At 72.1% G+C, this 13369-nt stretch carries 15 protein-coding genes and 1 pseudogene; 4 read left to right on the plus strand and 12 right to left on the minus strand.

Annotation, left to right across the window (positions count from 1 at the left end; genetic code table 11):
• Positions 1-2 precede the first annotated feature (2 nt).
• The 10 genes and pseudogenes from OG898_RS25340 to OG898_RS25385 form a co-directional block, all read right to left on the minus strand.
• Positions 3-1238: an FAD-dependent monooxygenase gene (locus tag OG898_RS25340; protein WP_266959394.1), complete on the minus strand. Its 1236-nt coding sequence runs from the start codon at positions 1236-1238 to the stop codon at positions 3-5.
• A gap of 13 nt (positions 1239-1251) precedes the next feature.
• On the minus strand, positions 1252-1572 hold the full coding sequence (locus OG898_RS25345; protein WP_250745227.1) for an antibiotic biosynthesis monooxygenase: 321 nt from the start codon (positions 1570-1572) through the stop codon (positions 1252-1254).
• Complete coding sequence (locus tag OG898_RS25350) at positions 1569-1916, minus strand: antibiotic biosynthesis monooxygenase (protein WP_266959397.1); 348 nt, start codon at positions 1914-1916, stop codon at positions 1569-1571. Before OG898_RS25350 ends, OG898_RS25345 begins: the two co-directional genes overlap by 4 nt.
• 21 nt (positions 1917-1937) lie before the next feature.
• Positions 1938-2684 (minus strand): SDR family NAD(P)-dependent oxidoreductase, encoded by a 747-nt coding sequence (locus OG898_RS25355; protein ID WP_250745229.1) that lies wholly within the window; start codon positions 2682-2684, stop codon positions 1938-1940.
• A complete protein-coding gene (locus OG898_RS25360) occupies positions 2681-3184 on the minus strand; it encodes an SRPBCC family protein (protein WP_266960427.1) in 504 nt (167 codons plus the stop codon). Before OG898_RS25360 ends, OG898_RS25355 begins: the two co-directional genes overlap by 4 nt.
• Positions 3185-3208: 24 nt before the next feature.
• Positions 3209-3463 (minus strand): annotated as a pseudogene (locus OG898_RS25365) (acyl carrier protein); the annotation flags it as partial.
• Between the two features lie 47 nt (positions 3464-3510).
• Positions 3511-4761, minus strand: coding sequence for a ketosynthase chain-length factor (locus OG898_RS25370; protein WP_266959400.1), 1251 nt, complete (start codon positions 4759-4761; stop codon positions 3511-3513).
• Positions 4754-6031 (minus strand): beta-ketoacyl synthase, encoded by a 1278-nt coding sequence (locus OG898_RS25375; protein ID WP_250745231.1) that lies wholly within the window; start codon positions 6029-6031, stop codon positions 4754-4756. Before OG898_RS25375 ends, OG898_RS25370 begins: the two co-directional genes overlap by 8 nt.
• Positions 6028-6432 (minus strand): cupin domain-containing protein, encoded by a 405-nt coding sequence (locus OG898_RS25380; RefSeq protein WP_266959402.1) that lies wholly within the window; start codon positions 6430-6432, stop codon positions 6028-6030. The genes OG898_RS25375 and OG898_RS25380 overlap by 4 nt, the downstream gene beginning before the upstream one ends.
• Positions 6433-6526: 94 nt before the next feature.
• A complete protein-coding gene (locus OG898_RS25385; protein WP_266959404.1) occupies positions 6527-6853 on the minus strand; it encodes a TcmI family type II polyketide cyclase in 327 nt (108 codons plus the stop codon).
• Between the two features lie 509 nt (positions 6854-7362).
• Here OG898_RS25385 and OG898_RS25390 point away from each other — a divergent pair.
• Genes OG898_RS25390 through OG898_RS25400 form a run of 3 tightly spaced genes read left to right on the plus strand, consistent with a single transcriptional unit; the run spans position 7363 to position 8942 of the window.
• Positions 7363-7818 carry a flavin reductase family protein gene (locus tag OG898_RS25390; protein ID WP_266960429.1) on the plus strand — a complete coding sequence of 152 codons (456 nt, stop codon included), beginning with the start codon at positions 7363-7365 and terminating at the stop codon, positions 7816-7818.
• On the plus strand, positions 7815-8657 hold the full coding sequence (locus OG898_RS25395; protein WP_250745235.1) for an AfsR/SARP family transcriptional regulator: 843 nt from the start codon (positions 7815-7817) through the stop codon (positions 8655-8657). The genes OG898_RS25390 and OG898_RS25395 overlap by 4 nt, the downstream gene beginning before the upstream one ends.
• Before the next feature lie 30 nt (positions 8658-8687).
• Positions 8688-8942: a DUF6059 family protein gene (locus OG898_RS25400; protein WP_266959406.1), complete on the plus strand. Its 255-nt coding sequence runs from the start codon at positions 8688-8690 to the stop codon at positions 8940-8942.
• Here the strand turns inward: OG898_RS25400 and OG898_RS25405 are convergent.
• Positions 8939-9427, minus strand: coding sequence for a DUF1772 domain-containing protein (locus tag OG898_RS25405; RefSeq protein ID WP_250745237.1), 489 nt, complete (start codon positions 9425-9427; stop codon positions 8939-8941). The two genes, OG898_RS25400 and OG898_RS25405, sit on opposite strands and share 4 nt — an antisense overlap.
• A 137-nt stretch (positions 9428-9564) precedes the next feature.
• On the opposite strand from OG898_RS25405, the gene OG898_RS25410 reads away from it, so the two are divergent.
• Positions 9565-11079 (plus strand): MFS transporter, encoded by a 1515-nt coding sequence (locus tag OG898_RS25410; protein WP_250745238.1) that lies wholly within the window; start codon positions 9565-9567, stop codon positions 11077-11079.
• Between the two features lie 78 nt (positions 11080-11157).
• On the opposite strand, the gene OG898_RS36325 is transcribed toward OG898_RS25410, so the two are convergent.
• Entirely contained in the window at positions 11158-13179 is a 2022-nt protein-coding gene (locus tag OG898_RS36325) for a glycosyl hydrolase family 8 (protein ID WP_323184887.1), read from the minus strand.
• Positions 13180-13369 lie beyond the last annotated feature (190 nt).

A 13369-nucleotide genomic window follows, 5' to 3' on the forward strand; every position in this document is an offset into this window, starting at 1 on the left:
CCTCACCCCGTCCCGCGGCCGAGCGCCCCGGCCGTGCGCAGGGGGCCCCGCTGGAGCCGGCCGTCCAGCATGAGCGCGTAGCTCTGGCCCTTGGCGACCGAGTCGAAGAACGTGTACATGAACGCGTCCCGGACCCGGCACAGCGGCCCGTTGTGGGCCAGCCCGAGCGTGCCGATGCGCCACGAGGCCGTCACCATGTCGGCGGCCCGCGCCCTGCGCGCCTCCTCGAACGCCCGCAGGGCCTCCGGTACCGTGTCCGGCTCGGCCCGCCCCAGCAGGTCGGCGAGCACCACGCCGCTCTCGATGGCCTGGCCCGCGCCCTGGCTGAGGTTGAGCGTCATCGGATGGGCGGCGTCACCCGTGACCACGACCCGGCCGTCGCTCCAGCCGCCGCCCGGAGGACGGTCGTGGATGCTCACCGGCAGGATCGCCTCCTCGTCGGTCGAGGCGATGATCCCGCGGACGGGCTCCGGCCAGTCGCGGTACGCGGCCGCCAGTGCCGCGCCCCGCGCGTGGCGGACCGTGTCGATCCCGGCGGCCGCCCGGTCACTGGTGATGGCGTCCCAGTAGACCTCGTTCTCGTTCAGCCGGCAGTACAGGAAGCGCAGTCCGCCCTTGCCCCACAGGTTGAAGAAGGTGCCCGTGGGCACCACGGACTCGCCCGGCAGCCGGGTGATGGCCTGCCAGGCCGTGTAGCCCGCGTACCGCGGCGGCGGCTCGAACCCGCCGCGCATCGCGGCGCGCACCGTGGAGCGCAGTCCGTCCGCGCCGATCAGTACGTCGCCACGGGCCGAGGACCCGTCCTCGAAACGGGCGGTGACCCCGTCGGCGTCCTGGGTGTAGCCGGTGAACCGGCTGCCCAGCCGGATGCGGTGCTCACCCACCGCCCCGGTGAGCACCGTGTGCAGCTCGGAGCGGCGCAGGGCCAGGGCGGGAGCACCCGCCCGCTCGGTCGGGCCGTCCAGGTGCCAGCGGGCCAGGCGGCGGCCGGAGTCGGAACGGAACTCGTGGAAGCGCATGCGGACCGCGCCGGACACGACGGCCTCGTCGAGCCCGAGCCTGCGCAGGGACAGGACGGCGTTGTGCCAGAGCATGAAGCCGCCGCCGGTCAGCAGCCGTCCCGGGGTGGGACGGGCCTCGAACACCTCTACGTCGATGCCCTGCCGCAGGAGGCCTGCCGCGGTGGTGAGCCCGCCGATGCCGGCGCCGATCACCAGGGCCTTGCGGATGGTCGCCATGGTCGCCGTCCGCTCAGGTGTGGGACGGCACGCTGTCGAGCCGGGCGCGCAGATCGAAGATCCGCCGCTCGATGTCGCCACCGCTCCAGTAGGGGAACATGGGCGCCGCCATCTCGCGGTGGGAGGGCGCGTCCTCCCAGGTGCGGAACGCCTCCTCGCTCTCCCACTCGGCGAGCAGGATGTAGCGGCCGGGCTGCTCGGCATCGCGCAGCAGCTCGTCACGGAGGTGTCCGGGGGTGCCCCGGACCACGGAGGTGACCTGGCGGTAGGCCTCCTCGAAGGCCTCCTGGTCCTTCTCCTCGACACGGGCGGAAACCATGACGCGTACGGTCACGACGGATCACCTTTCAACGGCGGGGCGGTGGTTGCGGTCGGGGTTGTGGTGGCGGGAACGTGCTGGACGACTTCCAGCACGCGTTTGCGGGCGTTCTCGCGGAACGGCTCCAGCCGGGCGCTGAGCCGCTCCCTCTCGGAGCTGTTCTGGAAGGCCTCCAGGGCGGCCCGGTCGGCCCAGTCGGCCATGATCAGGTGCGTACGGGGTCGGCGCGGGTCCCGCAGGAGGGCCTGCGTCACGGAGCCCGGCAGCCGCGCGGCCTCCTGCGCCGTCTCCAGCCAGGCCGCGCGGAACTCCTCCTCGCAGCCCTCCCGTACGGTCATTTCCAGCACGGTGCGCAGCACGGAGCGCGGTCTCCTTCCGGGTCAGATGCCGCCGTCGACATCGAGCGTGGCCCCGGTGACGTAGCGGGCCGCGTGCGAGGCGAGGAACAGCACCACGTCGGCGATCTCCTCCGGGCGGCCGAGCCGGCCCAGCGAGATCATCTGCTCGTAGCGGGCCTTCCCCTCGGCCGTGACGGCCTTCATCTGGTCGGTCTCGATCAGCCCGGAGGCGATGCAGTTGACGCGGATCCCCTGCGGGCCCAACTCCTTGGCCAGCGCCCTGGTCAGGCCCATCACCCCGGCCTTGGAGGCCACGTAGTGGGCGGCGCCGGGCATGCCGTGGTGGGCCACGGCGGAGCTGATGTTGACGATGGAGGCGGTCTCGGCGACGTACGGCAGCACCCCGCGGATCACGTGGTACATACCGGTCAGATTGGTGTCGAGGACCCGCTGCCACTCGGCGGGCGGCAGGTCCCGCAGGGGGTGGTGGCTGATCACACCGGCGTTGTTCACGACGGCGTCGACGGCCCCGAACCGCTCGTGCGCCCCGGCGGCCAGCCGCGCGGCTTCCTCGTGGTCGGAGATGTCGGCCCGCACCAGGGTGCCCCGGGCCCCCAGTTCGTCCAGTTCGGCCCGCAGGGACTCGACCCGCTCGCTCTCGTTGACGTAGCAGGCCGTCACCGCGGCGCCGCGGGCGGCCAGGGCGAGAACCGTGGCCCGTCCGATGCCCCGGGCGCCGCCGGTGACCAGGACGTGCTTGCCCTTGAAGTCGGAGCCGTCGGCGCTCATCGGGCCACCGCCGGCCCCGCGCCGGCGCGGTCGGCCGCTGCCGGCCGCGCCTTCGCTTCCAGCCGCTCCTTGATGAGCGCGAGCTGGATCTTCGAGTTGGTGTTGATGCGTTCGGTCATGCCGGCGTCGTCGAGGGGCGCCTGCGGCTTCATGTGGAACTCCTGCACCCAGCGCATCTCCACACCGGCGTCCGTCTCCCGGTACGACCAGTGGATGTTCATGAACGCGAAGGGGCCGGTCTCGACGCGGCGCGCCGTGACGGTCCCGTTCGCACGGTCCATGACCCGCTCGGAGACCCAGCTCCAGACCTTCCCGTCGGGCTCCGGGTGGAGGGCCAGACGGAAGCGCACGGTGTCGCCGTGCTGCTCCAGGATCTCGGCGGAGGCGTACTCGCTGAACAGGTCGGGCCAGCCGGCCACGTCGTTGGTCACGTCCCACACGAGGTCGAACGGGGCGTCGATGACGATGTGGTTCTCGGTACGGGCCCCGGCCGGCCGCAGCGCCTCGTTGATCAGCGCGTGGATCGCCGGCAGCCGGTCGACTCCGTCGGCGTCCAGCCGGATGTCGTAGCGGTTCTCCACCTCGGTGAGGACGTTGATCAGACCCAGCGAGTCCACGCCCAGGTCGTCGATGGTGGCGGCCGGGTCGGCGGAGCGCAGCGTCTGCGCCGCGACCCCGGTGCACCGCTCGACGACGGCGAGGAAGTCCTCGTAGGAGAGGGCCTCGTGGGAGAGGGCTCCGGGGGAGGTGGCCCCGGGGGAGACGGGTGACACGGTCATGGGGAGGGATCCTTCCGATAGCTCGTGATCAAGATCGGGTGCGGCGGTCACGGGGTGACCGTCCGTACGACGAGTGCGGAGTTGAAGCCGCCGTAGCCGCGGGCGAGCACCAGGGCGGTGCGCAGGCGCGCCTCCCGGGGTTCCGCGACGAGGTCGATCCGGTGGGCGGGGTCCGCGGCGCCGCCCGGTCCGCCGGGCGGGATGACCTGCTCGCGCAGGGAGAGCAGGGCGGTGACCACGTCGAGCGGCGCACCGCCCGCGTACAGCCGCCCGTAGCGCGCCTTGGGGGCCGTGACCGGCACCCCGTAGGGCCCGAACACCTCGGCGAGGCAGCGTGCTTCCGCACGGTCCAGCTCGGGCGTGCCCGCCGCGTCGGCGAAGACCACGTCGATGTCCTCCGGCCGGACGCGGGCGTCCGCGAGGGCCGTCCGGACGGCCCGGCGCAGCGCGGTGGGGCCGCCGCCCGCCGAGGTGCCGGGCGCCGGGTCGAAGGTGGCCGCGTACCCGGCGATCTCGCCGTAGGGGGCGTCGGCGCCGCGTTCGCGGGCGCTGTCCTCGTCCTCCATGACGAGGATCGCGCCGCCCTCGCCCGGCACGTGCCCGCACGCGGCCGCGTCGAACGGCAGGTAGGCGCGCTCGGGGTCGTCGCTGCCGCTCAGCCGGCCGGAGGTGATCTGGCAGGTCAGGGCGTACGGGCTCAGCGGCGCCTCGGTGCCGCCGGTGAGGACGACCTTGGCATCGCCGTGCAGCAGGGCGCGGCGGGCCTGCCCGATCGCGTCCAGACCGCCGGCCTGCTCGGCGACGGTGACCCCGCAGGGCCCCTTCATGCCGTGCCGGATGGAGAGCTGACCGGTCGTGGCGGCGTAGAACCAGGCGATCGACTGGTACGGGCCCACGTGCCGGGGCCCCTTGGACCACAGGGCCGCGATCTCCCGCTGCCCGAAGGCGTTCCCGCCGGAGGAGGAGGCCGTGATGACCCCCAGGGCGTACGGGGAGAAGGCCTCGGGCCGCACCCCCGCGTCGGCCAGCGCCTCCTCGGCCGCCAGTAGCGCGAACTGGCTCCACCGGTCGGTCTGTACGGCCAGCCGGGGGTCGACCCCGGGCAGGGTGACGTCGCCGAACACCTCGCCGACCACCCGGACCGGGAAACCGTCGGCCTCGAAGTGCGTCACGGGGCCGAGCTCGCTGCGCCCTTCCAGCGCCGCGTCCCAGAAGGCCTTCGCCCCCAGGCCGCCCGGCGCCACCGCGGAGATGCCGGTGACGACCGCCCGGCGGGCGGCTGTCGTGGTGTCAGGCATCGCGCACCGCCCGTCCGGGCGCGGTCAGGACCATCGCCGTCTGGAAGCCGCCGAAGCCGCTGCCCACGCTGAGGACCGTGTCGGTCCGCTGCTCCCGGGCCGTCTTCGGCACGTAGTCCAACCCCAGCTCGGGATCAGGGTGTTCGAGGTTGGCGGTCGGCGGGATGGTGTTCTCCTCGATCGCCAGGGCGCAGGCGGCGAGCTCCAGGGCGCCGATCGCGCCCAGGGAATGGCCCACCATCGACTTGATGGAGCTCACCGGCACCCCGTAGGCGTGCTCGCCGAGCGACACCTTCAGCGCGGAGGTCTCGTGCCGGTCGTTCTGCCGGGTGCCCGACCCGTGGGCGTTGACGTAGTCCACGGCCCCGGCCGGCAACCGGGCCCGGCCGAGCGCCACCCGTACCGCCTCGGCGAGTTCCTTGCCGTCCGGGCGCAGCCCCGTCATGTGGAAGGCGTTGCTGCGCTGCGCGTACCCGGCGACCTCGCAGTAGATCCTGGCGCCCCGGCGGCGGGCGAACCCCTCCTCCTCCAGGATCAGCACGGCCGCACCCTCGCCGAGCACGAACCCGTCGCGGTCCCGGTCGAAGGGGCGCGAGGCGTGCGCCGCGTCGCCGTTGTTGGGCGAGGTGGCCTTGATCGCGTCGAAACAGGCCACGGTGATCGGCGAGATGGGCGCGTCCGTCGCGCCGGCCAGCACGATGTCGGCGGTTCCGTCCTCGATGTACTGGGCGCCCTGCGCCACGGAGTCGAGCCCCGAGGTGCAGCCCGTCGACACCACCCGGACCGGACCCTGGGCCCCGGCCGTCCACGCCACCTCGGCGGCGAGCGCCCCCGGCACCAGGGCCCCGTACAGGTGCGGATACGGGTCGGTGGCGTCCACCACCCAGCGGCTGCCGCCGTCGCTGACCCTCACGTACTGCTGCTCCAGCGTGACGGTGGAGCCCACCGCGCTGCCGATCGAGACGCCGATGCGGTGCGGATCCACCTCCTCGGTGTCGACCCCGCTGTCCGCGAGGGCCTCCCGCGCGGCGACCACGGCGAACTGCGCGCTGCGGTCCATGCGCAGGACCTCCTGCGGGCTCAGGCCGGCCGCGGCGGGGTCGAAATCGCACTCCGCCGCGATCCGGGAGCGGTAGGCCGAGGCGTCGAAGTGCGAGATGGCGCGGGTGGCCGTACGCCCGTCGGTCAGCAGCTTCCAGAAGGCCTTGGTGCCGATGCCCCCCGGAGCCACCACACCGATGCCGGTGACGACGGCCCTGCGGGGACTCACACCGCCTCCTGGCCCGGAAGGGGCTCGGTGTCCACGTGTCCGAGCTCGGGACGGGGTGCGAGCGGGCCCAGCTGGAAGACCAGGAAGGCGGGCTCCGCCCCGTGGTTCTCCAGCCGGTGCCGCACGTTGATCTCCAGGTGGAGCGCCTCGCCCGCGGAGAGCGCGACGGGCTCCCCGTCGACCCGCGCCAGCAGTTCCCCGCTGACGAGGTAGAGGAACTCCTCGGAGTACGGGTGGTAGTGCTCGGTGACCACCTCACCGGGCTCCAGGGTGAGCACCCCCATGAAGCCCGCGGTGGCACCGGTGTTGGCCGGGCCGAGGAGCGTGCGCAGGTCCCCGCCCCGACGCCGGTTGGACTCGACGTCCTTCGCCACGATCTTCGTCATGCGTTCGCTGGCCATGCCAGTCTCCTCTCGTTGTTCCGCACCGACGGGTGCGGTTCCCCCCAACGGCGACGCCGCCGTCGTTGCCCGGACGCGCGGGCGGCGAGCCGGCTCAGCCCTCCGCGCGCCAGGTGTAGAACTCGTGGGCCATCGCGTCCCGGGGACCGCGCCAGGTGACGGGGTCGTAGGCGGCGATGTGCGGGCTCAGCCGGTCGCTGACATCGGTGAACAGCTCGTGGCCCGTCAGCTCGCCGATCGGACCGCGCACGTCCTCCTCGGAGGCCATGTAGTGCAGGTAGAGATCGTGGAAGCGGAACAGCCTGCGTTCCTTCACGCCGATCAGATGGGGAAGCTCGCCGGCATCGGATTCGGCGAAGATGCGCTTCACGTCAGCTGCGGCGGTCGGCTTCATGCGAGCCACGATAAGAGTGCTGCGCATTCACTTTCCTTCCGTTCCAGGTTCGGCCGCCCGGTGAGCGGTCACATCAGAATCACCCGGTGGGCTAAAGCGCTGATGAGGGCGGAGAAAAGCCGTCGCGATAAAGGCGTCCGACGGATTGCGGAGGGTGCGCAGCCGTGGACCGCCGGGGTGGAGACCGGCCGCCGGTACGTGCTCCCGGCACTCCCAGATTGCCCAGTCACCGTTCCCGCAAGGCCGGGAGCAGCACCGGCCGCACGTCCGTGACCAGCGGCCGAACGCCGGGGAGCCGTGCTCCGGTACGGGCGCTTCGGACGAAAGTACGCCCCGCCTCGTCCTTTGGGCCGTAGGCGGCGTCAACCTCGCATCGTTAAGGTCGGGTACCTGCAATGCCCTGCTTCCGGAGCACGAATTCCATGCCGGTGCAGGGAGCGCGCAGTCTTTCATAGGGGGATTAAGTGGAGAGCTTGACCGTTTCGGAAGACGAGGAAAGGGATACCGAGGTCGTGGAGGCGCGAGTGCTCCGGGAAGTGTGCGGACGATATCCGACCGGTGTCGCGGTCATCACCTGCCGGGGGGAGGATGCGGAGCCGGTGGGGGTCACGGTGAACTCGTTCACCTCGGTCTCGCTCGACCCCGCACTGGTGCTCGTCTGCGTCCACCGGGATTCGCGGGCGCTGGCGGCCATCCGGGCCTCGGGCTCCTTCGCCGTCAACATCCTCGCCTCGGACCAGGCGGCCCTGTGCCGCGCCTTCGCCCGCCGCGACACCGCCGGCTTCGGTGAACTGGCCCACGCCCCCGGCGCGACCGGTTCCCCGGTCCTCGGAGACGCGCTGGCCTTCCTCGACTGCCGGCTGCACACCACGTTCCCGGGCGGCGACCACGTGATCGTCGTCGGCGAGGTCGTCGACCTCGGCCTCCTGCGCGAGGAGCAGCCGCTGACCTTCTTCCGCAGCGCCCATCCGCGACTGGAGGTTCTGGCGTGACCGCCACCATGGAACGGCAGGCACCGTGCGGCGTGCAGGACCTCACCCCGCGCAGGGTCGCCCTGCGGCTGCTGGGGCCACTGGAGATCATGGTGGACTCGGTCGAAGTGCTGCTGCCCCAGCGCAAACTGCGCCAGCTCCTGGCCACGCTCCTGGTCCGGCCCAACGGGACCGTGTCCAACGAGGCGCTCATCCGCGAGCTGTGGGGCGACCGGCCGCCGGCCACCGCGCTCGCCGCCCTGCGGGTCTACGTCTCACAGCTGCGCAAGTTCCTGATCCGCCACGACCTCGACGGCCGCTGGTGCACCCTGCGCACCCGGGCGCCGGGCTACCAGCTCCAGGTCAACGACGGCATCCTCGACACCGTCTGCTTCGACCGGCTGTGCGCCCTGGCGGCGGATTCGGAACGGGCCGGCCACCACGAACTGGCCCTGAACCAGTACCGAGAGGCCCTGGCGCTCCGCCGGGGCCCGACACTGGAGGGCCTGCGGGACAGCCCGGCGCTCTCGGGCACCGCCCTGCAGTACGACGAGGCCTGCATGACCGCGCTCAAGCGCCGCATCGACCTGGATCTGCGGCTCGGCCGGCACCTGGAACTGGTCGGCGAGCTCAGCCGGCTGGTGGCGGAGAACCCCCTCAGCGAAGGGCTCTGCGCCCGGCTCATGCTGGCCCTGCACCGCAGCGGCCGCAGCGGCGACGCCCTGGGCTCCTACCGGCGCACCCGCGAGCTGCTCATCGAGGAACTCGGCATCGAGCCCGGCCTGGAACTGCGCATGGCCCACCAGACCGTGCTCGCCGACGACACGGTGTTCCACCTGTCCGACCGGCTCTCGGCCTGAGCGGCCGTGCCGGTGTCCGAGCCCGAGTCGGTGTCCGAGCCCGTGTCCCTCCCCGTACCCGCGTTCGTGAAGCGCCTCCTGCGCTTCTGCGTGGACGCGTTGATCGTCTACGGCGAAACGCAGTTCTTCATCCCCGACCCGCCCGTCCCGCAGCTCTTCCCGACCGCTCCCGACGGCCCAGGGGCCCTGCGGGGACTCCCGCCGGGCCACCCCGAACGCATGCCCCGGGAGCAGGCGTTGACGGCGTCGGAGCGGGCGCTGGACCGTCAGCTGAAGGGACTCTAGGAAGGCGCCGACCCGGACTCCCGCCGGCCCTGGAGGGGCGCCACCGCGGTGATGACGAGCAGGACGAAGGCGATCAGGGCCGTGGAGGTGCGCGTGCGGTTGAACAGGTCCCAGCGGTGCAGGATCTCGGCGTAGTCGGCCGGCGCGGAGGTGGTGGCCCACACCTTGATCCGCGCGTTGATCGGCACGTTCCCGAAGCGGGTGACCAGGAAGGAAGTCCCCACCAGCAGGGTCGCCGCCGCGGCGAGCGCCCGCTCCCGGCCGCGCGTCTGCAGGGTCAGCGCCAGCGAGCTGACCCCGGCGACCGCCATCGCGGAGAGCATCACCGGCGAGTTCATCTTCATCAGTTCGGCGTGGAAGGTCAGCCGCATGTCCAGCGGCACCTCCCAGAAGGTCGGTCCGAGATTGACCGCTCCGTAGCCGAAGGCACCGGCGAGCAGGCCGGTGGCGGCGACGGCTATGCCCTTCGTCGCGCGAACACGCATGAATTTTCCTTCAGTTGAATCCGTCGGCCCGTGCCGTGGAGTCGTCGCGAGGACGAGGGCACCCACGGTAACCGAACCCGTCGCCCCTCCATGTGAGGCGCGGGGTCCAGGAGTTGCGCCCACCACCCGGAGGTCCCATGTCATTCGAAGCGCAGGCCGCCCCGGCCCCCGTTCCCGGGGCGAGCGTCCCGGCGCGAGCGGGAGCCGGCCGCCGTCCGGTCCTGGCCCTGCTCGTCATCGCCGCGGCCGAGCTGATGGTGGTGCTCGACGCGACCATCGTGAACATCGCCCTGCCGAGCATCCAGAGCGGCCTGGAGATCTCCGCGGGCAACCTCGCCTGGGTGGTGAACGCCTACGCCGTCACCTTCGGCGGACTGATGCTGCTCGGCGGCAGGGCCGGAGACCTCTTCGGCCGCCGCCGGGTGTTCCGGTTCGGCATCGCCCTGTTCGTACTGGCCTCGGTCCTCGGCGGACTGGCCCCCGACGCCGGACTCCTCATCGGCGCACGGGTGCTCCAGGGCGTGGGCGCCGCCGTCGCCGCGCCCACTGCGCTCGCGCTGATCGCCACGAACTTCCCCGAGGGCAAGGAACGCAACCGCGCCATGGGCACCTACGCCGCCATGGCGGGGGCCGGTTCGACCGTCGGCCTGATCCTGGGCGGCGTCCTCACCCAATACCTCGACTGGCGCTGGGTGCTGCTGGTGAACATCCCCATCGGGATCGGCGTACTGGCCGGAACCACGGTGCTCGACGAAGCCGACCGGTCCCACGGGAAGCTCGACGTCTCCGGAGCGGCGGCCGGCACCGCCGGTCTGCTCGGCCTGGTGTACGCCGTCACCCGCGGCGGACAGCAGGGCTGGGCCGACTCCGTCACCCTCGGCTGCTTCGCCGTCGCCGCGGTGCTGCTGGTCCTCTTCCTGCTCCGCCAGTCCCGCATCGAGCACCCCATGCTCCCGCTGCGCGTCCTCAAGGACCGCAACCGCGCCGGGACCTACGCCGCCCTGTTCCTCGCGGGCCTCGGCATGTTCTCCACGTTCTACTTCCTCACCCTCTTCATGCAGCACGTGCTCGGCTACGGCGCGGTCCGGACGGGGCTCGCCTACCTGCCCTTCAGCGCCGGCATCGGCATGACGGCCGCGATCGGCTCGAAGCTCGTGCTCAGGCTGGCGCCCCGGCTGGTGGCCGCACCCGGACTCGTGATCGCCGCGGCCGGCATGCTCTGGCTGGGCACCCTGACGCCGCACTCCTCGTACGCCGGTGTGCTGATGCCCGCCATGTTCGTCACCGGCGCCGGGCTCGGCTGCGCCTTCGTACCGCTGACGCTCGGCGCGGTGCGCGGAGTCGCGGAGAACGACTCGGGCAGCGCCTCGGGACTGCTCAACACCGCGCAGCAGATCGGCGGAGCGCTCGGGGTGGCCGGCCTGGCCGCCCTGTCGACGGCGTTCGCGGGCGATCGCCTGCCGCGCGCCGACGAGGCGTACTTCTCGGGGCTGCGCACGTACGACGCGGAGCTCGTGGCCCGGGCCCAGGAGGCCATGACCTACGGCTACACGCGGGCCTTCACCGGCGGGGCGCTGGTGTTCGCGACGGCCGCACTGATCGTGGCCGTGGTCAACGACGCGGGCCGGCCGGAGCCGTCGGCGGCCGGTTGACCCACGTGCAGGGCCGCGGCCGGCGCACGGGTACGGCCGCGCCCGCCGGCGCGGCCGTACCTGCACCTCCCCGTCGGGTTACGGGACCCAGTGGTTCCCGGAGGCGGTGATCATGACCTGGAGCTGGATGCTCGCCGAGAAGTAGCTGCTGGTGTCGATCGGAGCGGCCAGCATCTTGTTCCAGAGCGCGTCCAGCCAGGCCTGGCTGCCCGGGTCGGTCATGGCGGCCAGGGCGAACGGGGCGAAGTACGCCGCTTCGCTGCCGGCGGAGATCTGCGTGCCGTCGAGCTTGTAGCCGATGGCTATCTTGTTCGGGTCGCCGCCGGTCTTGCCCTTGATCCAGGCGTTGACCTTCCGGGCCGACGCGAGGGACTTGGCGTCCCCGCTGGTCACCGCGTCGTCCGCGATGCGCCACGGGGTGCGGCAGGCGTTCCACCAGTAGGCGCCGTCGTTCGGGTCCTCGAGGACCTGGCCGGGGGCGGGCTTGGGGGTGGTGTTCGTGTTGACGACGAAGTCGGGCAGGAGCCCGGTGTTCGGCGCGTAGGAGGCCTGCAGGTTGGTGATCTGGTTCTGGTGCGCGGTGCGGACGGTGTCCCAGGCCGAGTCGCCGGTCGCCGTGCGGAAGGCCCGGAAGTGGTCGACCATCCAGTCCGAGGTGCGGGTGATGTAGTAGTACTGGTCGCCGGAGCTGCTCCAGTCGCCCAGCTTCAGCAGGTTGGTGGACGGGTTGAGCTCGTCCTTCTTGATCGCGTTGATGTGCTTGATCGCGAGGGCCTTGTAGTTGTACGTGCCCGCGCTGCCCCACTGCTTGTCGGCGAGGAGCAGGCCGTACGCGACGTCCATGTCGCCGTCGGTCGCACCGTCACCGCCGTTGACGCTCCGGCAGGCGGTGTCCTGCTCCGCGGCGAGCAGGTCCGGGTTGACCGACGAGGGGTGGTCGATCGTCCACTTGGTCAGACCGTCGAAGATCTTCTTCGCGTCCGGGTCGGCGCCGGCCATCGTCGCGGCGATCACCATGCCGTACCCCTGGGCCTCGGCCACGTAGGGGTGGTCGGCATCGGGGGAGATGACCTGGTACCAGCCGTTGCCGCAGTTCTGCCGGACGAACGCGGACTTCCAGTGGGTGTAGTAGTCGATGGTCTTCTGGTCGAGCGTGCCCTGGGCGCCGGACGGCTTCAGCGTCCCGGCGGTGTAGGGGCGGGTGTGGCTGCCGAACGGAACGGCCGCACCGGAGCCGCCCGCGGGCTGGGTGGTGACGCTGAGCGCATTGCTCGCCGCGGAGGTGTTGCCCGCCGCGTCCCGCGCCTTGACCGTGTAGCCGTAGGCGGTGGAGGCGGTGAGGCCGGTGTCCGTGTACGAGGTCCCGGTGGCCGTTCCCACCTGTGTGGCGCCGCGGTAGACGTCGTAGCCGGTGACGCCCACGTTGTCGGTGGCGGCGTTCCAGGCCAGCGAGGCGCTGTTCGAGGTGGTGGCCGTCGCGCGCAGACTGCCCGGAGCGCTGGGCGCGGTGGTGTCGGAGCCGCCGGAGACCGGGGAGCCGTAGACCTCGAACTCCCAGAGGGAGTAGCCGTACGCGGTGCCCCGCGCGGTGCCGTGCATGCGGACGTAGCGGCCGGTGCCGGTGACCGTCAGGTCGTCGGTCGCTCCGTTGCCGGTGCTGGTGGAGTAGACGTCGGTCCAGTTCGTCCCGTCGTTCGAGGTCTGGATCTTGTACGTCTTCCCGTACGCGGCCTCCCAGCTGAGCTTGACCCGGCTGATGGTGTGCGCCGTTCCGAGGTCGATGCGGATCCACTGCGGGTCCACGCCCTCCGCGCTGGCCCAGCGGGTCGAGGCGCTGGCGTCCACGGCCTTGGCCGCGTCGAAGCCGCTCGCCTCGACCGAGGACGCGGTCGTGGGCTTTCCGGTCGAGACCAGCACCGGGGCGGCTGCGGCGGTGGCGGCGTGGGCCGATACTCCGGCTGCGACGGCCGTCGCCGCGGGGGCGCCGAGGCCGCTGATGCCCGCCACGGCGGCGGCGAGGGCGGCGACTCCCGCCAGCGGGCGGTGCCAGTGGGGGCGGCGGTCTCTGTGTGCGGAGCGTTGCTGATGTGCTCGTGACATCGGGCGTCCTCGGGTGGGTGCTGCGCGAGTGGGGGGAGCGGCCGGTTGGGTCTCCCGGTCAATGGTTAGGAATGGTTCCTAACCATTGGCGGAGAGAGTAGAAACGGAACAGGGTGTCGCGCAAGACCCTGGGCGCGATCCGTCAGCGCGATCCCGCCCGGCGCCCCGGACTTCGTGTACGTCCCCGTGG

The organism is Streptomyces sp. NBC_00193 (assembly GCF_026342735.1).
GTDB lineage: Bacteria > Actinomycetota > Actinomycetes > Streptomycetales > Streptomycetaceae > Streptomyces > Streptomyces stoeckheimensis.